This is a genomic window from Pseudomonas sp. GM30 (genome assembly GCF_000282275.2).
Classification (GTDB): Bacteria; Pseudomonadota; Gammaproteobacteria; order Pseudomonadales; family Pseudomonadaceae; genus Aquipseudomonas.
Window position 1 is genome coordinate 507424 of sequence record NZ_AKJP02000011.1, and the last position, 22795, is coordinate 530218.

Below are 22795 nucleotides of genomic sequence, written 5' to 3' on the forward strand. Positions count from 1 at the left end.
AGAGTCGGCAGGGCTGCTGACTCTAAGCGCACCAATTGGTCAAATATTGATCTGGCTCAGGAACTGAGCACTTAGCCATCACTGCGACCGAAAATCGCAGTCGATGGCCAAAGGCGGGATAAAACTCAGCGCTTGCCCATCGAGCGACGGGTACCCGGCGGCGCCATGCCCGGGGTCTTGGTGTGGCCATTCTTGGCGCCGTTCTTGTACCACGGCTGGTTCGAACCCTTGGCAGCCGCCAGTTCACCTGGTTTGAACGGGAACTTGAAAGCCGGGATCTCGGGTTTGGTTTCGCTGGCGTCAGCCAGTTCAGCCGGGACATCGCTCACGGCGTCGTCAACCGGCGGTTGGGTCGGGGAAGTCATAAAAGCTCCGCAAAGCAAAAAGTCGGGCCCGAACAGTGAGCCGCGAAGGCGCGCAGTATACCTGCGCACCTTGCGACAGCACCCTGAAGATTTGCAGCGCACGCCGAACGGTTTACGGATGTGATGGTGCAATGTCTACCCGTGCATCGGGTTGGATCTTTAGAGGTTTGGTCGGCACAGGAGTCCCGAATCGGGAATGATCGGTCCCTTTTTGGGACCGGCTAACAACAAGAGCCGGCAGAAATGTGTCGCCCGCACAGACGTCTTCGCGAGCAAGCTCGCTCCCACAGGTGGAGTGCGCTTCTCTGTGGGAGTGAGCCTGCTCGCGATGAAGGATGACGCGGTGCTCGGACGGATCAAGTGCGTGGATCAACCCGATCCAGCGCCCGGTTCACCGCCAGTTCGGCGAGCATCACGATCTGCTGGATCGCCAGCGCCGTGCTGCGTTGCGGACCACCGAGTTCATTGGCGAAATTGCTGGCCATGGCACTGACAGAGGCCAACGATTCGTAAGCGTGGGCGAGCAGGGTTTCGGTGTCGATAGCTGGGTTGACCAGAAACATTGTGCTTGGCTGTCGCGGCTGGGCGGGTTGCGGACAGAGGTAAAAGTCGAGCGCGCGTTTGATGGCTTCGCGGTTTTGGGCGAGGTCTTCTGCGCGGATGGCTTCGGCGAGTGGGGATGTGGTTTCTACGGGAGGATCGGGTACGGGTTTCGACATTGGATTGATCTCTAATCATCTGATTAAAGCCATCTCTGTCGTTTCTCACGCGACGAAGAGGTGGCAGCTATGTGCGGAGTGAGAAACCGGTAAGAGATCAACCCGGCCGAACCGAAGTCCGCCCGCACACAGCCGCCATAGAAGCTCGTCGGCAGCTAATAAGCTGGCGGCGATTATGGTGCGGCTGGCGCTTGATTAAAACCTCTTAGCGGGTTCTCACACCCGATCACCGATTTGTGGTGACAACCAAAGACTAGAGACCGCGCTTCCGACGGACAACCTGAAAACCTTGTGGGAAGGTTCTGGTTGTTTGGCACAAAATTAAACAGATCAATGTAATCGGCTGACTGGACAGACCTCTTCGCGAGCAAGCTCGCTCCCACAGTTGAACCGAGTACACCTGCCAGAGATTGGTCGGCTGTCAGGCCGCCATCGCGAGCAGGCTCACTCCTACAATGGGATCGTATGCATTCCGCAAAACCTTGGTCGGCTGTCAGGCCGCCATCGCTGGCAAGCCAGCTCTCACAAAAGATCAAAAGATCGCAGCCTGCGGCAGCTCCTACAGGGAAGATAAGTACAACCCGCACGCGGCGCATGCCGCCCCACTCCAGGATGAGCGCAAGCTCGGCTGCCGCTCTTGATCTTGATCCACGGGCGACGTCGGAAGGCTGAGTGGAGGGGTTGATCCGGGCGTGGGAGCGCAGCGACCGTTTGGCGCAGCCAAACACAGCGAGAGGAGGTGCAGCGAAGCAAACCGTAGGCGCTGCGCCCGGATCGATCCCGGAGCGAAGGGACCCCGAGCTTTAGCGAGCGGGCCGAACGCAGGAGCAAGCGTTTTTGGTTACTTTTTCGGCGTTTGTAAAAAGTGACCCGCCGTAAGGGCGGAACCGTAATCAGCCACACCCGCAGAAACGGATATCCACCCCGGCGAAACTGACAGCGCTGACAGCCAGCCGTCACCCTCCTGACCCCCAAACAAGTTTATAAATACCCAACCTGCCCAAACTCCAGCCCTTGGCGCCCCATTTCATGCGAATCAAGAAAAACCAAGCCCTGCTAGCCCTAGTAATCGCCCTGGCCGCCGCAGGCGCATGGTGGGCAATGAAACCCGCCCCGACCAAACTGGCCACCCCAACCGCCATCCCGGTCCGCGTCGTCACGGTCAGCGAAAAAGACGTCCCCCGCTACACCAGCGGCATCGGCTCCGTACTCTCATTACACAGCGTCGTAGTGCGCCCGCAAGTCGACGGCATCCTCACCAAAATCCTCGTCAAGGAAGGCCAACTGGTAAAGGCCGGCGACCTGCTCGCCACCATCGACGACCGCTCGATCCGCGCCAGCCTCGATCAGGCCCGCGCACAACTGGGCGAAAGCCAGGCGCAATTGCAGGTCGCCCTGGTCAACCTCAAACGCTACAAACTGCTCAGCGTCGACGACGGCGTCTCCAAGCAGACCTACGACCAGCAGCAGGCACTGGTCAACCAATTGAAAGCCACCGCCCAAGGCAACCAGGCCTCGATCGACGCGGCGCAGGTACAACTTTCCTACACGCAGATTCGCTCCCCGGTCACCGGCCGCGTCGGTATTCGCACAGTCGATGAAGGCAACTTCCTGCGCATGACCGACACCGCAGGCCTGTTCACCGTGACCCAGATCGACCCGATCGCCGTCGAGTTCTCGCTGCCCCAGCAAATGCTGCCGACCCTGCAGGGCTTGATCAACGATCCGCAGCGTGCACAGGTCAAGGCTTACATCGGCGCCGACACCGACGGCGAAACCGGCAACCTGCTCGGCGAAGGTCACCTGACCCTGATCGACAACCAGATCAACGCCAACACCGGCACCATCCGCGCCAAGGCCGAGTTCGATAACGCCAGCCAGAAACTCTGGCCGGGCCTGCTGGTGACGGTAAAAATTCAGACGGCGCTGGATAAGGATGCGCTGGTGGTGCCGCCCACCGTCGTACAGCGCGGTCTCGATCAACACTTCGTCTATCGCGTGAATGGCGACAAGGTCGAAGCCGTACAAGTGCAGATGGTTTATCAGGGTAGCGGGCAGGACATCATCAAAGGCGTAAAGGCTGGCGATCAGTTGGTCAGTGACGGTCAGTCGCGGCTCAAACCCGGTTCGACCGTGCAGGTCATGAGCGAGCCGCCGCAGGTGGTGCAAGCGGAGCCGAAGCCATGAAGGAGCACAAAGGCGTCTCCACATGGTGCATCGATCACCCGGTCGCGACGATTCTGCTGACCATCGCATTGGTGCTGGTCGGCGTGATTGCCTTCCCGCGCCTGCCAATTGCCCCACTGCCGGAAGCAGAATTTCCTACAATTCAGGTCTCGGCGCAGTTGCCCGGCGCCAGCCCCGACACCATGGCCTCATCCGTCGCCACGCCGCTGGAGGTGCAATTCAGCGCCATCCCCGGCATGACCCAGATGACCTCCAGCAGTGCGCTCGGCTCCAGCCTGCTGACCCTGCAATTCACCCTCGACAAGAGCATCGACACCGCCGCCCAGGAAGTGCAGGCCGCAATCAATACCGCCGCCGGCAAGCTGCCCAAGGACATGCCGACGCTGCCGACCTGGAAGAAGGTCAACCCGGCCGACAGCCCGGTGCTGATCCTCAGCGTCAGCTCGACGCAGATGCCCGGCACCGAACTCAGCGACCTGGTGGAAACCCTGCTCTCGCGTCAGATCAGTCAGATCGACGGCGTAGGACAAATCAACATCACCGGCCAGCAACGTCCGGCGATCCGCGTGCAAGCCTCGGCCGACAAACTGGCGGCGATTGGCCTGACCCTGGCCGACATTCGTCTGGCGATCCAGCAGACCAGCCTCAACCTCGCCAAAGGTGCGTTGTACGGCGAATCGAGCATCTCGACGCTGTCGACCAACGACCAGTTGTTCCACCCCGAGGATTACAGCCAACTGATCGTTTCCTACAAGGACGGCGCCCCGGTTCACCTGCGCGATGTCGCCAAAGTCGTCAACGGTTCGGAAGATGCCTACGTGCAAGCCTGGGCCGGTGATCAACCCGGGGTGAACCTGGTAATATCGCGGCAACCGGGGGCGAACATCGTCGAAACCGTCGACCGTATTCAAGCCGCCCTGCCCGGCCTCGAAGCCATGCTCCCGGCCTCGGTGCAGGTGAAAACCCTGATCGACCGCACCCAGACCATCCGCGCCTCGCTGCATGAAGTCGAGATCACCCTGTTGATCGCAATTCTGCTGGTGGTGGCGGTGATGGCGCTGTTCCTGCGGCAGTTGTCGGCGACCATGATCGTCTCGGCGGTGCTTGGCGTGTCGCTGACCGCCAGTTTCGCCCTGATGTACCTGCTGGGTTTCAGCCTGAACAACCTGACGCTGGTGGCGATCGTCGTCGCGGTCGGGTTTGTCGTCGACGATGCGATCGTGGTGGTGGAGAACATCCACCGGCATCTGGAGGCCGGCGACAGCATGCGCGAAGCGGCGGTCAAAGGTGCCGGCGAGATCGGCTTTACCGTGGTGTCGATCAGTTTCTCGCTGGTGGCAGCGTTTATTCCGCTGCTGTTCATGGGCGGCGTGGTCGGGCGACTGTTCAAGGAATTCGCCCTGACGGCGACCTCGACCATTTTGATTTCGGTGGTGGTGTCGCTGACCCTGGCACCGACGCTGGCAGCACTGTTCATGCGTAAACCGGTGCACCACGCTCACGACAAACCGGGCTTCAGCGAGCGCTTGCTGGCCTGGTACGAAAAGGGTCTGCGCCGCGCCCTCGCCCATCAGAAGCTGATGATCGGCGTATTCGGCCTGTCGCTGGCAATGGCGATTGCCGGCTACATCTTTATCCCCAAGGGGTTTTTCCCGGTACAGGACACCGGTTTTGTCCTCGGCACCACCGAAGCCGCGGCGGATATCTCCTACGGCGACATGGTGAAAAAACACCTGGCGATGGCCGAAATCGTCGCCGCCGACCCGGCTGTGCAGGCGTTCTCGCACTCGGTGGGGGTGTCCGGTAGTAACCAGACCATTGCCAACGGTCGCTTCTGGATTGCTTTGAAAAAGCGCGGTGACCGCGACGTCTCAGCCAGCCAGTTCATCGACCGGATTCGTCCGCAACTGATGAAAGTCCCGGGCATCGTCCTGTACCTGCGCGCCGGCCAGGACATCAACCTCAGCTCCGGACCGAGCCGCGCACAATACCAATACGTGCTCAAGAGCAACGACGGCGCGACCCTCGCCACCTGGACCCAGCGCCTGACCGAAAAGCTGCGCAGCATCCCGGCGTTCCGCGACATTTCCAACGACCTGCAACTGGGCGGCAGCATCACCCACATCAGCATCGACCGCAGCGCCGCCGCGCGTTTCGGCCTGACCGCCAGCGATGTCGACGAGGCGCTGTACGACGCCTTCGGCCAGCGCCAGATCAACGAGTTCCAGACCCAGGTCAACCAGTACAACGTGATTCTGGAACTGGACACCAAGCAGCGCGGCAAGGCCGAAAGCCTCAACTATTTCTACCTGCGCTCGCCGCTGAGTGGCGAGATGGTGCCGCTGTCGGCGCTGGCCAAGTTCGATGCGCCGACCATCGGCCCGCTGTCGATTGCCCATGACGGCATGTTCCCGGCTGCCAACCTGTCGTTCAACCTCGCGCCCGGCGTGGCGTTGGGTGATGCGGTGATTCTGCTCAATCAGGCCAAGGCCGAGATCGGCATGCCCACCGCCATCAGCGGCAACTTCCAGGGCGCGGCGCAGGCGTTCCAGAGTTCGCTGGCCAGTCAGCCGTGGCTGATTCTCGCGGCGCTGGTGGCGGTGTACATCATTCTCGGCGTGCTTTATGAAAGCTTCGTCCATCCGCTGACAATCATCTCGACCCTGCCGGCGGCCGGTCTCGGTGCAGTGATCATGCTGTGGATCTGCGGTCAGGACTTTTCGATCATGGCGCTGATCGGGCTGGTGTTGCTGATCGGTATTGTCAAGAAGAACGGTATCCTGATGATCGACTTTGCGCTGGAAGCCCAGCGCAATCGCGGACTGGCGCCGCAGGATGCGATTTTCGAAGCGTGCCTGACGCGGTTCCGGCCGATCATCATGACCACCCTCGCCGCGTTGCTCGGCGCGCTGCCACTGATGCTCGGTTACGGCACCGGCGCCGAACTGCGCCAGCCGCTGGGGATCGCGGTGGTGGGCGGCTTGCTGGTCAGCCAGATGCTGACGCTGTTTACCACTCCGGTCATATACTTGTGGCTCGAGCGGCTATTCCACAGGCCCAAACCAATGCCCACGACGGCACTGGCGACCACAGACTGAGGCAGGGTCATGCGCGTTCTGATTATCGAAGACGAGGAAAAAACCGCGGACTATCTGCACCGCGGTCTGACGGAACAGGGTTACACCGTGGATCTGGCCCGCGACGGCGTCGAGGGCCTGCATCTGGCGCTGGAAAGCGACTACGCGGTGATCGTTCTCGACGTGATGTTGCCGGGCCTGGATGGCTTTGGCGTGCTGCGCGCCTTGCGTGCGCGCAAGCAGACCCCGGTGATCATGCTCACCGCCCGCGAGCGCGTCGAAGACCGGATCAAGGGCCTGCGCGACGGCGCCGACGATTACCTCGGCAAGCCGTTTTCCTTCCTTGAACTGGTGGCCCGCCTGCAAGCGCTGACCCGGCGTAGCGGCGGCCATGAACCGGTGCAGGTGAGCATCGCCGACCTGTGGATCGACCTGATCAGCCGCAAGGCCACCCGCGCCGGCACCCGGCTGGATCTGACGGCGAAAGAGTTCTCGCTGCTCAGCGTGCTGGCGCGGCGACAGGGTGAAATCCTTTCGAAAACCGCGATTGCCGAGATGGTCTGGGACATTAATTTCGACAGCGACGCCAATGTCGTCGAAGTCGCGATCAAACGTCTGCGGGCCAAGCTCGACGGGCCGTTCGACGAGAAACTGCTGCACACGATTCGTGGCATGGGTTATGTGCTGGAGAGCCGTGGTGTCCAGTAATTCGATTGCCCTGCGTTTGAGCGGGATGTTTACGCTGGTGGCGCTGCTGGTGTTTCTGTTGATTGGCGGCGCGCTCTATCAGCAGGTCGACAAGGGCCTTGGTCTGCTGCCGGAAGCCGAGCTGGATGCGCGTTACAGCGTACTGGAGTCGGCGCTCAATCGGTATGGCACGCCCGAGCATTGGGTGAAGATCAACGCCAAGCTCAAGCTGCTCGGCGAGGAAGACAAGCGCATTCGTTTCTGGGTGGTCAGCGGTGATCCCGGTTACGAGTACGGCGAGCCGGACGCGCAAATCCGCGCCTTCGCCAAAGGCCCAACCGGCATGCATGACCTGCAATTGCCCGAGCATCCTTATCCGCTGAAAGTGCTGCTCACCGAATTGCCCGCCAAGGATCAACGCCCACCGCTGCGCTTCATGATCGGCATCGATACCGAGACCTTTCATGAGACTCAAAACAACCTGCTGATCGCCTTGGTCAGCCTGGCGATTATCGGCGTGCTGCTGGCCTCGGCGCTGGGGTACTGGGTGGCGCGGATCGGTCTGAAGCCGCTGATCAAACTGTCCCACGAGGCCCAGCGCCTGGCCCCGCCACTACGGGCCGGACGCCTGCGCATGTCACCGTTGCCGCCGGAGCTGGAGCAGTTTGTCGACTCGTTCAACTCAACCCTTGAACGGGTCGAACAGGCCTATTCGCGCCTGGAATCGTTCAACGCCGACGTCGCCCACGAACTGCGCTCGCCGCTGACCAATCTGATCGGCCAGACCCAGGTCGCACTGACGCGCGGACGCTCGGCCGAACATTATTTCGAAGTGCTGCAATCCAATCTGGAAGAGCTGGAACGCCTGCGCTCGATCATCAACGACATGCTGTTTCTGGCCAGCGCCGACCAGGGCAGCAAGGCGACCAAGCTCACTGAAACTTCATTGGCCGATGAGGTCGCGACCACGCTCGAGTATCTGGATTTCATTCTTGAAGACGCGCAGGTGCAGGTGCATGTGAGTGGCGATGCGCAGGTGCGAATCGAGATTGCGCATCTGCGTCGGGCGCTGATCAACCTGCTGAGCAACGCCGTGCAGCACACCGAGCCCGGCAAGGTGATCGAGGTGCGCATCGATGTTGAAGAGCATCAGGTCAGCATCGGCGTGGCCAACCCGGGATCGCCGATTGCCAGCGAGCATTTGCCGCGCTTGTTCGAGCGCTTCTACCGGGTCGATGCCTCGCGCAGCAACAGCGGCAACAACCATGGATTGGGGCTGGCGATCGTCAAGGCGATTGCGCTGATGCACGGTGGCGATGTGTTTGTGCGCAGTGATCGGGGGATGAATACCTTCGGGATTCACCTTCCGGTCTAACTGAAAAGCAAAATCCCTGTGGTGAGGGGATTCATCCCCGATGGGTTGCGAAGCGACCCCAAAATCAGCGATCGCGATCTTCCTGACACAACCAGCACAAAGGATTAAGGGCTGCTTCGCAGCCCATCGGGGATGAATCCCCTCACCACAGGGAATGGCGTTCACCCATGGTTGATCTTTGCTTCTGCTGTAACAGTCATTTATGAAAATCACGCTGTTTCTCGGCGCCCGGCAACCTTATCTTTGCCCGCACCAAACAGCACTTGCCAAGCAAGAAGGTTTTCCAGATGTCCAACAGTATGGGTATTGCCAGCGCTTTCGTTTTGTCCTCATTGATCCTGTCGCCAATGGCGCTGGCTGAAGAATCGCAGTCGTTCGTCGCGCAGAATGCCGCTCGCGCTCACGCCTTCGAACAGTCTCAGGCAGAAGTGATGGCCAAATCGCAGGACGCCTCGCAAGCCCCTCAAGCCGCCACTTCCCAGGCTCAAGCAGCCGAGAAAGACAGCTGAGTCGCGCACCGCGAAACATTTCCCTCGACGCGGTTGTTTGGCTCTTCCCGTTCAACCGTCGTCCTTCCAGGCCGCTGATTTTCAGCGGCCTTTTTTCGTTGTGGTCTGAAAGCCGTTTGGTTCGTCTGTAAAAAACAAGAAACATCCCGCACCTCAAGACATTGAAGTGTCAGTTGACCCAAGGAGCTCCATCGCAAGTGCGTTACCCAGCCAGTTTCACCCCGCTGTTCATTGCAATTGCCGCAACGATTGCTCCCGTCGCCCATGCCGACGAAGCCGCCAGGCAAGGTTTCGTCGAAGGCTCGAGCCTCAACCTCAACGCCCGCAACTACTACATGAATCGCAACCGCCTGCAGCAGACGGACGACAACATCGAGTGGGGTCAGGGCTTTTTCGGGGTCTTCCAGTCGGGTTACACCGAAGGCACGGTCGGCTTCGGCATCGATGCCCACGCCATGCTCGGGCTGAAGCTCGACGGCGGCGGCGGTACCGATGGCTCAAGCATCCTGCCGATCAGCGATGGCAGCGGCAAAGCGCCGGGCTCGTTCTCGACCGCAGGCGGTACGTTGAAGATGCGCGCGTTCGATACCGAGCTGAAGGCCGGTGACCTGTTCCTCACCAACCCGGTGATTGCCGGCGGTGAGTCGCGCATGCTGCCGCAGACCTTCCGTGGCATCAGTCTGACCAATCACAGTTTCGATGGCTGGATGTTCGAAGGTGGCCAGGCCAGTTTCACCAAGCCGTACAACCAGAGCGGTCGCCAGCGCATCGGCACCTCTTACGGCAAATTGGCTGACGGCGACGAAAGCCGCCACCTGAACTGGGCCGGCGTGTCCTGGAGCGGCGTCGAAGGCCTGACCAGCAACCTGTACGCCGCCGAGCTGAAGGACATCTGGAACCAGTACTACTACGACCTCGACTACACCTGGCAGTTGAACGATCTGGTCAGCCTCAACCCGGGTCTGCACTTCTATCACACGCAAGACACCGGCGACGCGCTGCTGGGCAACATCGACAACAACACCTACAGCCTGCATTTCACCGTCGGCATCGGCAGCCACAGCGTCACCGCTGCGTACCAGCGGGTCAACGGCAACACGCCGTTCGACTACATCAGCCAGGGCGACAGCGTTTACCTCGACAACTCGCAGCAGTACTCGGACTTCAACGGCCCGAACGAGCGCTCGTGGAAGCTCAAGTACGCCTATGACTTCGCCGGTCTCGGTATGCCGGGCCTGACGTCGGCGGTTTCCTATTCGCGTGGCACCGTGGACCTGACCAAGGTTGATCCGGACAGCAAAGGCTATGCCTCGTGGTACAGCGCTGACGGCCGTAATGCCAAACACTGGGAGCGCGACCTCGATCTGAAATACGTGGTGCAGAGCGGTCAGGCGAAAGACCTCGCGGTCCGCCTGCAATGGGCGACCAACCGAGGTGGCAACGGCTACGGCGCGATCGACACTGACACAGATGAATACCGTGTGATTGTCGACTACCCGATCAACGTCTTCTAAGATCACCTCAAGTCAGTCGCGACTGACACAGAACCTGTGGCGAGGGAGCTTGCTCCCGCTGGACTGCGCAGCAGGCCCCTCCTCGAAAGCGAGGGGTCGCTGCGCAACCCGGCGGGAGCAAGCTCCCTCGCCACAGATGGTTCCGTGTTTGTGCAACTACTCTTATAAGTCTCACCCCAACCGACAGCCCATCATGATCGCGAGCCGTACCCCACCTCTGGCGGGCAAGACCGGACGCCCCGAATTGCTGCTGATCTGCGGCAGTTCGCTGACCGTGATCGCGATTCTGTGCATCGTCACTTTTTTGCTGATTCGTGAGCACGCCAACGCTCAGGAATCGGCCACCCGCAGCGCCACCACCATCGCCCAGTTGATCGACGCCGACGTCCTGCGCACGGTCGAGTTGTACGACCTGACCCTGCAAGGCCTGATCGCCGCCGCCCAGCGCGACGACTTGCGCGATGTCACCCCGCAGATCCGCCATCTCGCGCTGTTCGACCGCTCCACTACTGCGCGCTTCAAGGGCGACATCCTGCTGCTCGACAAGCATGGCGATGTGGTCGCCGACTCGTCGCGGGTTGAACCCAAGCCGGGCAACTTCGCCGACCGCGATTACTTTCTCGCCCATGCCTTCAACCGCGATATCGGCATGTTTATCAGCCGCCCATTCAAGACCCGCTGCGATTGCGACGACGCCAATCAATGGCGTATCAGCTTCAGTCGGCGGATCTCCTCCAACACCGGTGAGTTCGCAGGCGTGGCGGTGGCGTCGATGAAGCTCGACTACTTCGATCAACTGTTCAACAGCCTCGACATCGGCAAGGACAGCACGCTGAACATCATCAACAGCGACGGCGTGCTGCTGGCGCAGAAGCCTTATCTGCAAAGCGACTCCATCGGCAAGAGTTTCGGAAACCGGCCCAACGTGGTGCGAATTCTCGGCGACAAGGATGGTAGCGGCAGTTTCACCAGCACCTCGAGCATGGATCATCAGCAACGGCTCTACACCTATTCGCGGGTCGGCAATCTGCCTTTGACAGTGATGGTCGCGCTCTCCAGTGATGAGGTGTTCGGCACCTGGCGCCGCACCGCGCTGTTGATCAGTGGCGCCACCGGCGTGCTGTGTGTCGGGCTGCTATGGCTGACCTGGCTGCTTGCCCGCGAATTGCGCCTGCGCCAGCGTGCCGAGCGCGAATTGGCGCAACTGGCCGCCACCGATGCGCTGACCGGCGTGGCCAACCGGCGGATGCTCGATCAGGCGCTGCGCCACGAATGGTTCCGCGCCCAGCGTTCGGGCAAACCGCTGTCGGTGATGATGATCGATGCCGATCACTTCAAGGCCTTCAACGACCGTCATGGGCATCAGGCCGGTGATCAGGCGCTGCGTGAGCTGGCCAAGGTGATCACGGCGAACGTACGACGACCTGGGGATCTGGTCGCCCGTTACGGCGGTGAAGAGTTTTCGGTGATCCTCGCCGAAACCGACAGCAGCGGCGCCGCACAGATTGCCGAGCATATCCGCCAGGCGGTCGAGCAAATGCCGAGGGTCGAGGGCGCGGACGTGGCGATGACCGTCAGCATCGGCATCAGCACCTGGACGGCAACGGTCGAGATGTCGCTTGAGCAACTGCTGTTTGCGGCGGACAAGGCGTTGTATCAGGCCAAAGAAGGGGGGCGCAATCGGGTGGTGGTGGCTGGCTGATTTTTTCGGCGATTGAACTGGCCTTATCGCGAGCAAGCTCGCTCCCACATTTGGAATGCGTTCCCTTGTGGGAGCGAGCTTGCTCGCGATAAGGCCAGCCCAGGCAACACAAAAACCGCAGGCATAAAAAAAGGCCATCCGAGGATGGCCTTCAAAAAACTAGAGAGGTTTTTTACTTACACCGCCGCAACCGGGCGCATGTAAGAGATCGGTGCAGTGCTGGCGTCTTCGAACGTCACGACTTCCCACGCATCTGTCTGCTCAATCAACTTGCGCAGCAGCTGGTTGTTCAGTGCATGACCGGACTTGAAGCCTTTGAACTCACCAATCAGGCTGTTACCCAGCAGGTACAGGTCGCCAATCGCATCGAGGATCTTGTGCTTCACGAATTCGTCTTCGTAGCGAAGGCCGTCTTCGTTCAGTACACCATCGGAATCCACCACGATCGCGTTTTCAACGCTGCCGCCGAGTGCGAGGTTGTGCTTGCGCAGGTACTCGATGTCACTCATGAAACCAAAAGTACGGGCGCGGCTGACTTCTTTTACGAACGAAGTGCTGGAAAAATCCACGCTTGCACTTTGGGTGCGGTCCCGGAAAACCGGGTGATCGAAATCGATCTCGAAGCTCACCTTGAACCCTTCGAAAGGGACGAAAGTGGCGCGCTTGTCGCCGTCTTCCACTGTCACTTCACGCAGGATGCGGATGAATTTCTTGGCGGCGTCCTGCTCTTCCAGGCCAGCCGATTGAATCAGGAATACGAACGGTCCAGCGCTGCCATCCATGATCGGGACTTCGGACGCGGAGAGCTCGACGTAGGCGTTATCGATGCCCAGGCCAGCCATGGCCGAGAGCAAGTGCTCTACCGTGTCCACTTTGACGTCGCCGTTGATCAGCGTCGTCGACATAGTGGTTTCACCGACGTTTTCCGCGCGGGCAGGGATCTGCACCACAGGGTCGAGGTCAGCGCGACAAAACACAATGCCAGTGTCGACAGGCGCAGGCTTGAGGGTCAGGTAGACCTTCTCCCCGGAATGCAGGCCTACACCTGTGGCACGGATAATATTTTTCAGTGTGCGTTGTTTAATCATGGCTTGGGCCGCTTCAGCGCAAATTGCGAACTGGTATCAACAAAGGCTGGCGATAATAGCAGACCGAGCCTTTGCTGAACACCAATCACCGTCATAGCCCTGATACATTCCATCAATCGGCCTGACGACGCAGGAATGCCGGGATGTCCAGGTAATCCAGATCGTCCTGCGGGTTCATCTTCGCGGCAGTCGCAGCACCGGCCTGAGCCTGGTTGCGCATGACGGTCGGACGGTCCAGGTCACGGTAGTTCACCGCCGGAGCTTCCTGACGCGCAGGAGCCGGTTGTTGCACCTGAGCGGCAGCCATGGAGGTGTGAACGGTGTTGTCGATGACCTTCACAGGCTTCTCGATTTTCGCGCCCAGACCGGTGGCAACCACGGTGACGTGCAGTTCGTCGCGCATGTCCGGATCGATAACGGTACCGACCTTGACCATTGCGTGCTCGGAAGCGAAGGCTTCGATGATGCTACCCACGTCGGAGTACTCACCCAGGGACAGGTCAGGACCGGCGGTGATGTTCACCAGGATGCCGCGTGCACCTTGCAGGTTCACGTCTTCCAGCAGCGGGTTGCGGATGGCCGCTTCGGTCGCTTCACGCGCACGGTTCGGACCGCTGGCGCAGCCAGTGCCCATCATCGCCATGCCCATTTCGCTCATCACGGTACGCACGTCGGCGAAGTCGACGTTGATCATGCCCGGACGCTTGATGATGTCGGAGATACCGCGAACGGCACCGGCCAGTACGTCGTCAGCCTTGGCGAAAGCCGACAAGAGGCTTGCGTCTTTACCGAGGATGGTCAGCAGCTTCTCGTTAGGGATGGTGATCAACGAGTCGACGCTTTCGGAGAGCATGCGGATGCCTTCGTCGGCGATCTGCATACGCTTGCGGCCTTCGAACGGGAACGGACGGGTCACGACCGCAACGGTCAGGATCCCCATTTCCTTGGCCACTTCGGCGATGATCGGTGCAGCACCGGTACCGGTACCGCCGCCCATGCCAGTGGTGATGAACACCATGTTGGTGCCCTGCAGGACTTCGGCAATGCGCTCACGGTCTTCGAGAGCGGCCTGACGACCTACTTCAGGGTTGGCGCCAGCGCCGAGACCTTTGGTCACGCCGGTGCCCAGTTGCAGGATGGTGCGCGCGCCGATGTTTTTCAGCGCTTGAGCATCAGTGTTGGCGCAAATGAATTCGACGCCTTCGATGTTGCTCTTGACCATGTGGTTGACAGCGTTGCCGCCGCCACCGCCAACACCGATAACTTTGATTACCGGGCTTGCGGGGATGTTGTCTACGAGTTCGAACATTTTCCCTCTCCTTACATTCTCTAGTTTTTTCGCCTACTGCATTTTTGTAACGGTGTTGCGGTAAAGCTTTAGAAGTTGCCTTGAACCCACTTCTTCAATCGGTCCAGCAACGGCGCTTGTGGCTCATCGTTGCTGTAGCTGTCGCGGCTGCCGATGCCCGAGAACGAGATCCCGTCGGACTGCTTCTGCAGGCCGTACATCAACAAGCCAACGCCAGTGGAATAAATCGGGTTGCGCACCACGTCATCCAGGCCCTTCACGCCATGCGGCACGCCCAGGCGCACCGGCATGTGGAAGATTTCTTCGGCCAGTTCGGTGGCGCCTTCCATTTTCGAGGTACCGCCGGTCAGGACGATGCCCGCCGGGATCAGGTCTTCGTAGCCGCTGCGACGCAGCTCGGCCTGGATCAGGGTGAACAGTTCGTCGTAACGTGGCTCGACCACTTCGGCCAGGGCCTGACGCGACAGTTCGCGCGGTGGACGGTCGCCAACGCTCGGCACCTTGATGGTTTCGCCGGCACCGGCCAGTTTGGCCAGGGCGCAGGCGTAGCGGATCTTGATCTCTTCGGCGTACTGGGTCGGGGTGCGCAACGCCATGGCGATGTCGTTGGTCACCTGATCGCCGGCAATCGGGATCACCGCAGTGTGGCGGATCGCGCCTTCGGTGAAGATCGCGATGTCGGTGGTGCCGCCGCCGATGTCGACCAGGCACACGCCCAGCTCTTTTTCGTCATCGGTCAGCACCGAGTAGGCCGAGGCCAGTTGCTCGAGAATGATGTCGTCGATTTCCAGACCGCAGCGACGCACGCATTTTTCAATGTTCTGTGCAGCGTTGACGGCGCAGGTGACCACGTGAACCTTGGCTTCCAGACGGACGCCGGACATGCCCAGAGGCTCGCGGACGCCTTCCTGGTTATCGATCACGTAATCCTGCGGCAGGGTGTGCAGCACGCGCTGGTCAGCCGGGATCGCCACGGCCTGGGCGGCGTCGAGTACGCGCTCCAGGTCAGCCGAGCTCACTTCGCGGTCACGAATCGCCACGATGCCGTGGGAGTTCAGGCTGCGGATGTGATTGCCGGCCACGCCGACGAACGCCGAGTGAATGCGGCAGCCCGCCATCAGTTGGGCTTCTTCGATCGCACGCTGGATCGATTGCACGGTCGACTCGATGTTCACCACCACGCCCTTCTTCAGGCCGCGGGACGGGTGAGTACCGATACCGACGATTTCCAGCGTGCCGTCGTCCGCGACCTCGCCTACCAGCGCCACCACCTTGGAGGTGCCGATATCCAGACCGACGATCATTTTGCCGCTTTGCACGTTTGCCATGGGTCCTGCCTCTTCTTAATTCTTTGCGACAGCGGGTTGGGCTGTCGTCGGCGCTACTGGTTCCCGCCAGCCAACAGCGAGGCCGTTGGCGTAGCGCAGATCGATGCGCGCAATGTTCGTAATCTGGTCTTTAAGCGTCTTGTCATAGATGGCAATGAAGCGGCGCATCTTTTCCACCAGGTTGCCGCGTCCCAGCAGCAACTCGATGCCGGGGCCGGAGCTGCCGGCACCGGTGGTCAGGAACCAGCTGCCACGTTCACGCAGTTCCAGGCGCGCGATCGAGAAGCCCAGCGGCCGGAGCATCTGGCTCAGCACCTGATACTGCTGCATCACTTGCTGCTGGGCCCGCTGTGGGCCGAACAGCTGTGGCAGGTGTTCGTAGTTCGCCAGCTCCTTTGGCGTGAATGCCTGACCCTGGTTGTTGAGCAGCGACTCGTCGCCCCAACGGGCCACCGGCAGTTGCTCTTCGAGGCGGATCACCACCTGATCCGGCCACACCCGGCGTACTTCGGCGTGGGCGATCCAGGGCATCTGCTCAAGTTCGGTACGCATGCTGGCCAGATCAATGGTGAAGAAGCTCGACGCCACGTACGGGGCGATTCGCTGCTGCACCGCTTGCTGACTGATGTAGCTCAGGTCGCCCTGCACGGCGATCTTGGTGATCGGCCGGTCGGCGTACGGCAGCAAACGCTGCGCGCCTTCGTAGGTGCCGAACCCGAGCGCCACCAGCAGCACCGGCCAGAACAGGCTTTTCAGAAAGCCGAAATTGGCTTTCGGCAGGCGCGCGGACATCGGCTCTTTGGCCACCATTCGGCTGGCACCCCGCGGCACCGGCTTGCGGCCGGGTGCGGGTGGCTGATGTCTGAGATGAGCGCCTTGCATGGTCTTAACCTCGCGCCTCTGTATGACCGGAGCCCTCAACACTGGCGGCCAGAATGGCCAGAACCAGTTGCTGGAAGTCCAGACCGGCAGCACGGGCCGCCATCGGCACCAGACTATGATCGGTCATGCCCGGTGCGGTGTTCACTTCGAGGAACCAGAACTGCCCGTCGGCGTCCTGCATCACGTCCGCCCTGCCCCAACCGGCAATACCCAGCGCCTCACAGGCCTTGGCCGTGAGATCCATGAGTTCCTGCTCCTTGGCGGCATCCAACCCGCACGGAATGCGGTACTGGGTATCGTTGGCGATGTACTTGGCGTCGTAGTCGTAGAACGTGTGCGGTGTACCCAGGGCGATAGGAGGCAACACCTGGTCACGCAGGGTGGCGATGGTGAACTCCGGACCTTGAATCCATTGCTCCACCAAGACTTGCGAATCGTGGGTACTGGCCGCTTTCCATGCGTCGATCAACTCGGACGCAGAACTCACTTTGGCCATCCCGATACTTGAACCTTCATGCGCCGGTTTGACGATCAAAGGGAAGCCCAGTTCCGTCGCCGCGGAAATACAATCGGCTTCGCTGCACAGCACGGCGTGACGCGGCGTCGGAATCCCGAGGCTGTGCCAGACCTGCTTGGTGCGCAGCTTGTCCATCGCCAGTGCCGAGGCGAGGATGCCGCTGCCGGTGTACGGAATGCCCGCGCATTCGAGCAGGCCCTGCATCGAGCCGTCTTCACCGCCACGACCGTGGAGAATGATGAACGCGCGGTCGATCTTTTCATTCAGCAGACGCTGCAGAAAATCCTCGCCGACGTCGATCCCGAACGCGTCCACGCCCGCGCTTTGCAGCGCGTCGAGCACGGCGTTACCGGATTTCAGCGAAACCTCACGCTCGGCACTCATGCCACCGAACAGCACGGCGACCCGGCCGAAGTCTTTCGGCGCGATGGTGGAGAACAGGTTGGCGTAGGCAGCAGTCATTTCAACTTCCCCTCGACCGACGCCGCCACGGCGCCGGCGAACAATTCACTTTTCAACAGCTTCGGCGCGAGACCGCCGATATCCCCGGCGCCCTGGCACAACAGGATGTCGCCGGCACGCAGCAGCGGCTTGACCAGCGGCGCGAGGTCGACACCGCGCTCGATGTAGATCGGGTCGAGCTGACCGCGCTGACGAATGCTGTTGCACAGCTTGCGGCTGTCCGCGCCAGGGATCGGCTCTTCGCCGGCCGGATAGACTTCCATCAGCAACAGCACGTTGGCGTCGGCCAGTACATTGACGAAATCGTCATACAGGTCACGGGTGCGGCTGTAACGGTGCGGCTGGTAGACCATCACCAGACGGCGCTCCGGCCAGCCACCGCGCACGGCCTTGATCACGGCGGCGACTTCGGTCGGGTGGTGACCATAGTCGTCAACCAGCATCACGTTGCCGCCGTCCACCGGCAGTTCGCCGTAAACCTGGAAACGTCGGCCAACGCCCTGGAACCCGGACAGGCCCTGGACGATGGCTTCGTCGCTGACGCCTTCGTCGGTGGCGATGCAGATGGTCGCCAGCGAGTTGAGCACGTTGTGGTTGCCCGGCATGTTCACCGACACATCGAGCGGCTCGCGATCCGGGCGCAGCACAGTGAAGAAGGTCTGCATGCCTTGCTGGCGCACATTGATCGCGCGCACGTCGGCGTCTTCGCTGAAGCCGTAGGTCACGGTCGGACGTTTGACCAGCGGCAGGATTTCACGCACCACCGGATCGTCCAGGCACATCACCGCCAAACCGTAGAACGGCAGGTTGTGCAGGAACTCGACGAAAGTTTTCTTCAGTTTGTTGAAGTCACCGTCGTAGGTCGCCATGTGGTCGGCGTCGATGTTGGTGACCACGGCCACCAGCGGTTGCAGGTGCAGGAAACTGGCGTCGCTTTCGTCGGCTTCGGCGATCAGGTAGCGGCTGGTGCCGAGCTGGGCATTGGTGCCCGCCGCATTCAGTCGGCCACCGATGACGAACGTCGGATCGAGGCCACCAGCGGCGAACACCGAAGCGATCAGGCTGGTAGTAGTGGTTTTGCCATGAGTACCGGCAACGGCGATGCCGTGGCGATAGCGCATCAGCTCAGCGAGCATTTCGGCACGCGGCACTACCGGGATGCGGCGCTCAAGGGCGGTCGCCACTTCCGGGTTGGAGGTGTTGACGGCACTCGAGACTACCAGCACGTCGGCGGTCGCAGCGTTCTCGGCGCGGTGGCCGATATAGATGTGCGCACCGAACGATTCCAGACGCTCGGTCACCGGCGAAGCCTTCAGGTCGGAACCGGACACTTCATAGCCCAGGTTCAGCAACACTTCAGCGATGCCGCACATGCCCACGCCACCGATACCGACGAAGTGGATGCGACGGATGCGGCGCATTTCCGGTTGTGGCATGGCTTTCTGATTCTCAACCATGGGCCACCTCCAGGCAGGTATCGACCACGCTACGGGTGGCATCGGGTTTGGCCAGACGGCGGGCCGCTTGGGCCATTTCTTCGAGTCGTTGCGGTTGCATCAAGACCTCTGTCAGGCGCGCGGCAAGGTCCGCGGCACCAGTCGTTCTTTGCGGCATCACGAAGGCTGCGCCTTCACGGGCCAAATAATCGGCGTTGCGGGTCTGGTGATCGTCGATCGCGTGGGGCAAAGGCACCAGCATCGAGGGCAGACCAACGGCAGCCAGCTCACTGATGGTCAGCGCGCCAGCGCGGCACACCACCAGGTCAGCCCAGCCATAGGCCTGGGCCATGTCTTTGATGAACGGCTGCACCTGCGCATCGACGCCGGCGGCGCGGTAGCGCTCTGCAGTCACTGCATCGTGGTTTTTGCCGGCCTGATGAAACACTTCCGGACGCAAATCGGCAGGGACTTGCGCCAGGGCTTCAGGCAGCAACTTGTTCAACGGCTCTGCGCCCAGGCTTCCGCCGAGGATCAGCAAACGCGCTTTGCGCCCAGCCAGAGCCGGTCGCGTTGTTTCGAGGAACAGCTCGCTGCGCACCGGATTTCCGGTGGTACGGCGGGTGTCCGACAGAGTAAAGGTGTCGGGGAACGCTTCACACACCCGGGCGGCGAACGGCACCAGCAACCGATTGGCGGTGCCGGCCACGGCGTTCTGCTCGTGAACGATCACCGGCACACCGGCCAGTTTCGCGGCAATCCCGCCAGGCCCGGTCACATAACCACCGAAGCCGACTACGCAGACCGGACGCAGCTGGCGAATCACCGCCCGCGCCTGCCACACCGACTTGAGCAACATGAACGGTGCCTTGAGCAGCGACAGCTTGCCCTTGCCACGCAACCCGGTGGCATTGATGCGGTGCAGTTCAAGACCGGCAGCCGGCACCAGTTCGTTCTCGATCCCGCGTGGCGTGCCGAGCCAGTGCACGGTGTAGCCGCGCGCCTGAAATTCGCGGGCACAGGACAGCGCCGGGAACACGTGGCCGCCGGTGCCGCCGGCCATGATCAATACGTTAGCGCCCATGGTTCGGCTCCTCGGCGAAGTCGCTCTCATGGAACTCCATCTCTTCACTGCCCAGGTGGGTCCGACTCTCCCACTCGATCCTCAGCAACAAGCCGAGGCAGGCGCAGCAGATCACCAGGGAACTGCCGCCATAACTGAGGAACGGCAGGGTCAGGCCCTTGGTCGGCAGCAGGCCGACGTTCACCCCGATGTTGATCAGGAACTGACCGATCCACAGGAACGACAGACCGTAAGCCACATAAGCGGCGAAGAACTGCTTGGCCTTCTCGGCCCACAGACCGATGTACATGCCACGGATACACACGAACACGAACAGCGCGACGGTGCACAGCGAACCGACGGCGCCGAGCTCTTCGGCCAGTACGGAGAACACGAAGTCGGTATGCGCTTCAGGCAGGTAGAACTGTTTCTGCACGCTGTTGCCCAGGCCGACGCCCAGCCACTCACCGCGACCGAAGGCGATCAATGCCTGCGACAACTGGTAACCGGCGCCGAACTGGTCAGCCCACGGGTCGGCAAAGTTGGTCAGACGCGCCATGCGGTACGGCTGCATCTGAATCAGCAAGACCACGGCCCCGACTGCCAGCACCACCATCAGCGAGAAGCGGAACAATCCGACCCCGCCAAGGAACAGCATCGCCGCCGCAGCCCCCATCATTACCACGGTGGCACCGAAGTCCGGCTCCATCAGCAACAGACCCGCCATTGGCAGCAGCACGATGAACGGCTTGAAGAAGCCCATCCAGCTCTCGCGCACTTCTTTCTGCCGACGCACCAGATAACCGGCGAGGTAGATCACCACAAACACTTTGGCGATCTCCGACGGCTGCACGTTGAAGAAACTGAAACCGATCCAGCGCATCGACCCGTTCACTTCACGGCCGATCCCCGGGACGATCACCATCACCAGCAGACCGAATGCGCCGATCAGCATCATCCAGCCCAGACGCTGCCAGGTGGCGATCGGAATCATCATGGTGATGATGCAGGCACCCAGGCCAAGCGCCACGTAGATCAGGTGGCGAATCATGTAGTACAGCGCGCTGCCCGACTGCGCCGCCGCCACTTCGGTGGAGGCCGAGGCGATCATGATCAGGCCCAGGCCCAGCAGTGCCAGGCAACCGGCGAGCATCGGGAAGTCGAGGTCGATGCCACGGCCGGTGATGATCGGTGACGGGTACGGCTTAATGATATTGCGCAGGCTCATGCCAGATCCTCCACGGCGCGGACGAACTGGTGACCACGGTCTTCGTAATTCTTGAACATGTCGAAACTGGCGCAGGCCGGCGACAGCAGCACCACGTCACCGGGTTGGGCGACCGCGCGGCATTGCGCAACGGCGTCGACCAGTGAGGTCGCGCGAATCAGTGGCACGGCGTCACCGATGGCCTCGCCGATCTTGTCGGAGTCGCGGCCCATCAGGATTACGGCGCGGCAGTTGGCCGCCACTGGATCACGCAAATCGTTGAACTCGGCGCCCTTGCCGTCGCCACCGGCGATCAGCACGACCTTGCCGTCGATATCCGCACCCAGGCCTTCGATGGCGGCCAGTGCGGCGCCGACGTTAGTGGCTTTGGAATCGTTGTAGTAACCGACGCCGTCGAGATCACGCAGCCACTGGCAGCGGTGTTCGAGGCCGGTGAAGTTACGCAGGGCATCGAGCATGGCATCGAACGGCAGGCCGACCGCATGCCCCAGCGCCAGCGCCGCGAGGGCGTTCGCCTGGTTATGCGCGCCGCGCACTTTCAGTTCGCGCACTGGCATCAGGTTCTGGAATTCGAAGGCCAGGTATTTCTCGCCGTCTTCTTCGCGCAGGCCGAAAGCCTTGAAATCCGGTTTGTTCAGGCCGAAGGTCCAGCATGGCTGGCCCTCGCCGATCAGCGGACGGCTGAGTGCGTCCTGACGGTTGACCACGAACTGCTTCGCGCCACGGAAGATCCGGTGCTTGGCCAGGTGATACGCCGGCAGGCCGCTGTAGCGGTCCATGTGGTCTTCGCTGATGTTGAGCACGGTGGCCACTTCAGCGTTGAGCTGGTCAGTGGTTTCCAGCTGGAAGCTCGACAGCTCCATCACGTACAGCTCGACGTCATCACTGAGCAATTCCAGCGCTGGCGTACCGAGGTTGCCGCCGACCGCGACGCGTTTGCCGGCCGCAGCCGCCATCTCGCCGACCAAAGTGGTGACGGTGCTTTTCGCGTTGGATCCGGTGATGGCCACGATCGGCGCCCGCGCGTTACGCGCGAACAGCTCGATATCGCCGGCCATTTTCACGCCACGGGCGGCAGCGGCTTGCAGGGCCGGGGTCGCCAGCGCCAGGCCGGGACTCACGTAGAGCTCGTCGGCGCGGCACAGGAATTCGACGTCCAGCTCGCCACAACGCACTTCCACGTGCGGATAGTCACGCTTGAGCGTGGCCAGTTCCGGTGGATTGTCCCGCGTATCGGCGACGGCAAACGACACGCCCCGGTTCGCCAGGAAGCGAACCAGGGACATGCCGCTCTTGCCGAGACCGACAACGATGCGGAAGTGGTCAGAAGCGATCAGAGACACTCGT

At 61.3% G+C, this 22795-nt stretch carries 18 protein-coding genes; 7 read left to right on the plus strand and 11 right to left on the minus strand.

Going from position 1 to position 22795, the window contains the following annotated elements; all coding sequences use genetic code 11:
• Positions 1-125 precede the first annotated feature (125 nt).
• Together PMI25_RS09995 and PMI25_RS10000 are read right to left on the minus strand one after the other, a co-directional pair.
• Complete coding sequence (locus PMI25_RS09995; protein WP_007961647.1) at positions 126-365, minus strand: hypothetical protein; 240 nt, start codon at positions 363-365, stop codon at positions 126-128.
• Between the two features lie 356 nt (positions 366-721).
• Positions 722-1084, minus strand: coding sequence for a DUF6124 family protein (locus PMI25_RS10000; RefSeq protein ID WP_007961646.1), 363 nt, complete (start codon positions 1082-1084; stop codon positions 722-724).
• A gap of 1029 nt (positions 1085-2113) precedes the next feature.
• Here PMI25_RS10000 and PMI25_RS10005 point away from each other — a divergent pair.
• The 7 genes from PMI25_RS10005 (at position 2114) to PMI25_RS10035 (ending at position 12135) form a co-directional block, all read left to right on the plus strand.
• Complete coding sequence (locus PMI25_RS10005; protein WP_007961645.1) at positions 2114-3271, plus strand: efflux RND transporter periplasmic adaptor subunit; 1158 nt, start codon at positions 2114-2116, stop codon at positions 3269-3271.
• Positions 3268-6369, plus strand: coding sequence for a multidrug efflux RND transporter permease subunit (locus PMI25_RS10010; protein ID WP_007961644.1), 3102 nt, complete (start codon positions 3268-3270; stop codon positions 6367-6369). The genes PMI25_RS10005 and PMI25_RS10010 overlap by 4 nt, the downstream gene beginning before the upstream one ends.
• Before the next feature lie 9 nt (positions 6370-6378).
• Positions 6379-7056, plus strand: a complete 678-nt coding sequence (locus tag PMI25_RS10015; protein WP_007916978.1) for a heavy metal response regulator transcription factor — start codon at positions 6379-6381, stop codon at positions 7054-7056.
• Entirely contained in the window at positions 7046-8410 is a 1365-nt protein-coding gene (locus PMI25_RS10020) for a heavy metal sensor histidine kinase (RefSeq protein WP_007961643.1), read from the plus strand. Before PMI25_RS10015 ends, PMI25_RS10020 begins: the two co-directional genes overlap by 11 nt.
• A gap of 287 nt (positions 8411-8697) precedes the next feature.
• Positions 8698-8919 (plus strand): hypothetical protein, encoded by a 222-nt coding sequence (locus PMI25_RS10025; protein ID WP_007961642.1) that lies wholly within the window; start codon positions 8698-8700, stop codon positions 8917-8919.
• A gap of 197 nt (positions 8920-9116) precedes the next feature.
• Positions 9117-10433: an OprD family porin gene (locus PMI25_RS10030; protein ID WP_007961641.1), complete on the plus strand. Its 1317-nt coding sequence runs from the start codon at positions 9117-9119 to the stop codon at positions 10431-10433.
• 193 nt (positions 10434-10626) lie between these two features.
• Positions 10627-12135 (plus strand): sensor domain-containing diguanylate cyclase, encoded by a 1509-nt coding sequence (locus tag PMI25_RS10035; RefSeq protein WP_007961639.1) that lies wholly within the window; start codon positions 10627-10629, stop codon positions 12133-12135.
• 176 nt (positions 12136-12311) lie between these two features.
• On the opposite strand, the gene lpxC is transcribed toward PMI25_RS10035, so the two are convergent.
• The 9 genes from lpxC to murD all read right to left on the minus strand — a co-directional run bounded on the left by lpxC (position 12312) and on the right by murD (position 22791).
• The gene (lpxC, locus tag PMI25_RS10040) at positions 12312-13223 is read right to left on the minus strand and encodes a UDP-3-O-acyl-N-acetylglucosamine deacetylase (RefSeq protein ID WP_007961638.1); all 912 of its coding nucleotides are present in this window, start codon (positions 13221-13223) and stop codon (positions 12312-12314) included.
• A gap of 112 nt (positions 13224-13335) precedes the next feature.
• Positions 13336-14532: a cell division protein FtsZ gene (gene ftsZ / locus PMI25_RS10045; RefSeq protein ID WP_007961637.1), complete on the minus strand. Its 1197-nt coding sequence runs from the start codon at positions 14530-14532 to the stop codon at positions 13336-13338.
• Positions 14533-14600: 68 nt separating this feature from the next.
• The gene (gene ftsA / locus PMI25_RS10050) at positions 14601-15860 is read right to left on the minus strand and encodes a cell division protein FtsA (RefSeq protein ID WP_003228014.1); all 1260 of its coding nucleotides are present in this window, start codon (positions 15858-15860) and stop codon (positions 14601-14603) included.
• A 15-nt stretch (positions 15861-15875) separates the two neighbouring features.
• Positions 15876-16742: a cell division protein FtsQ/DivIB gene (locus PMI25_RS10055; protein WP_007961636.1), complete on the minus strand. Its 867-nt coding sequence runs from the start codon at positions 16740-16742 to the stop codon at positions 15876-15878.
• Positions 16743-16746: 4 nt separating this feature from the next.
• Positions 16747-17721 (minus strand): D-alanine--D-alanine ligase, encoded by a 975-nt coding sequence (locus PMI25_RS10060; RefSeq protein WP_007961635.1) that lies wholly within the window; start codon positions 17719-17721, stop codon positions 16747-16749.
• Positions 17718-19178 carry a UDP-N-acetylmuramate--L-alanine ligase gene (gene murC / locus PMI25_RS10065; protein ID WP_007961634.1) on the minus strand — a complete coding sequence of 487 codons (1461 nt, stop codon included), beginning with the start codon at positions 19176-19178 and terminating at the stop codon, positions 17718-17720. Before murC ends, PMI25_RS10060 begins: the two co-directional genes overlap by 4 nt.
• Positions 19171-20241, minus strand: coding sequence for an undecaprenyldiphospho-muramoylpentapeptide beta-N-acetylglucosaminyltransferase (gene murG, locus PMI25_RS10070; RefSeq protein WP_007961633.1), 1071 nt, complete (start codon positions 20239-20241; stop codon positions 19171-19173). The genes murC and murG overlap by 8 nt, the downstream gene beginning before the upstream one ends.
• On the minus strand, positions 20231-21448 hold the full coding sequence (ftsW, locus tag PMI25_RS10075; RefSeq protein WP_003228018.1) for a putative lipid II flippase FtsW: 1218 nt from the start codon (positions 21446-21448) through the stop codon (positions 20231-20233). The genes murG and ftsW overlap by 11 nt, the downstream gene beginning before the upstream one ends.
• Positions 21445-22791 carry a UDP-N-acetylmuramoyl-L-alanine--D-glutamate ligase gene (murD, locus tag PMI25_RS10080; RefSeq protein WP_007961632.1) on the minus strand — a complete coding sequence of 449 codons (1347 nt, stop codon included), beginning with the start codon at positions 22789-22791 and terminating at the stop codon, positions 21445-21447. The genes ftsW and murD overlap by 4 nt, the downstream gene beginning before the upstream one ends.
• Between the last annotated feature and the right edge of the window lie 4 nt (positions 22792-22795).

What these genes read in the sequence shown, in the direction of transcription:
- PMI25_RS09995 (WP_007961647.1), bottom strand. Translation starts at nt 365, where the DNA reads ATGACTTCCCCGACCCAACCGCCGGTTGACGACGCCGTGAGCGATGTC.
- PMI25_RS10000 (WP_007961646.1), bottom strand. Translation starts at nt 1,084, where the DNA reads ATGTCGAAACCCGTACCCGATCCTCCCGTAGAAACCACATCCCCACTC.
- PMI25_RS10005 (WP_007961645.1), top strand. Translation starts at nt 2,114, where the DNA reads ATGCGAATCAAGAAAAACCAAGCCCTGCTAGCCCTAGTAATCGCCCTG.
- PMI25_RS10010 (WP_007961644.1), top strand. Translation starts at nt 3,268, where the DNA reads ATGAAGGAGCACAAAGGCGTCTCCACATGGTGCATCGATCACCCGGTC.
- PMI25_RS10015 (WP_007916978.1), top strand. Translation starts at nt 6,379, where the DNA reads ATGCGCGTTCTGATTATCGAAGACGAGGAAAAAACCGCGGACTATCTG.
- PMI25_RS10025 (WP_007961642.1), top strand. Translation starts at nt 8,698, where the DNA reads ATGTCCAACAGTATGGGTATTGCCAGCGCTTTCGTTTTGTCCTCATTG.
- PMI25_RS10035 (WP_007961639.1), top strand. Translation starts at nt 10,627, where the DNA reads ATGATCGCGAGCCGTACCCCACCTCTGGCGGGCAAGACCGGACGCCCC.
- lpxC (WP_007961638.1), bottom strand. Translation starts at nt 13,223, where the DNA reads ATGATTAAACAACGCACACTGAAAAATATTATCCGTGCCACAGGTGTA.
- ftsZ (WP_007961637.1), bottom strand. Translation starts at nt 14,532, where the DNA reads ATGTTCGAACTCGTAGACAACATCCCCGCAAGCCCGGTAATCAAAGTT.
- ftsA (WP_003228014.1), bottom strand. Translation starts at nt 15,860, where the DNA reads ATGGCAAACGTGCAAAGCGGCAAAATGATCGTCGGTCTGGATATCGGC.
- PMI25_RS10055 (WP_007961636.1), bottom strand. Translation starts at nt 16,742, where the DNA reads ATGCAAGGCGCTCATCTCAGACATCAGCCACCCGCACCCGGCCGCAAG.
- PMI25_RS10060 (WP_007961635.1), bottom strand. Translation starts at nt 17,721, where the DNA reads ATGACTGCTGCCTACGCCAACCTGTTCTCCACCATCGCGCCGAAAGAC.
- murC (WP_007961634.1), bottom strand. Translation starts at nt 19,178, where the DNA reads ATGGTTGAGAATCAGAAAGCCATGCCACAACCGGAAATGCGCCGCATC.
- murG (WP_007961633.1), bottom strand. Translation starts at nt 20,241, where the DNA reads ATGGGCGCTAACGTATTGATCATGGCCGGCGGCACCGGCGGCCACGTG.
- ftsW (WP_003228018.1), bottom strand. Translation starts at nt 21,448, where the DNA reads ATGAGCCTGCGCAATATCATTAAGCCGTACCCGTCACCGATCATCACC.